Here is a 469-nt window from a genome sequence, read left to right as displayed (position 1 = left end):
AACGGTAACGTATAACGACCTGTTGCGTTATTCTATTCGGCAATTTAATGAATTTGCGGAGAATTTTCCGAATGCGTGGTTGATTCCCAATTGGAATCAACCAAAGCAATGGTCGTTATACATTGTTGGCTCTTGTCGTGCAACCGGAACTTTGATCCGTCACAAGCTGAACCTGGTTCGGTAAAAATCACTTGGAGGTTTTCACTGACCAAAGAAATCAATTCAACCGTTCAATTTTCAGCATCCAAGTCAATTTCAACTCACATATATATTCAAAATCAATTCAGAGTTTATTGAAACGAAGAGAATTCGATTTCACTCGCAATTTTATTAGATAAGACGTTTTCTGATCAGATCAGAATTAGAATCTCCATTTGAGTGAGACCGAGCCTGACTCAGCTCAGAAATTGGTTCAGAAACTGCCAAAATTTTTTGCGCCTGTGGCGCATCCGCACGATAAGCGCCAACG

General features: G+C 40.1%; 1 protein-coding gene. It reads left to right on the top strand.

Annotated elements, in window-relative coordinates; translation table 11 throughout:
• Window positions 1-184, top strand: a 184-nt coding sequence (locus I4Q58_RS15670) for a hypothetical protein (protein ID WP_236002966.1), incomplete at its 5' end; no start/stop codon positions are given.
• Window positions 185-469: the final 285 nt, after the last annotated feature.

This window comes from Luteirhabdus pelagi (assembly GCF_016827595.1).
Taxonomy (GTDB): Bacteria; Bacteroidota; Bacteroidia; order Flavobacteriales; family Flavobacteriaceae; genus Luteirhabdus; species Luteirhabdus pelagi.
The sequence above is the reverse complement of the archived record's forward strand: the minus strand, read 5'-3'. Positions and strand labels throughout refer to the sequence as shown.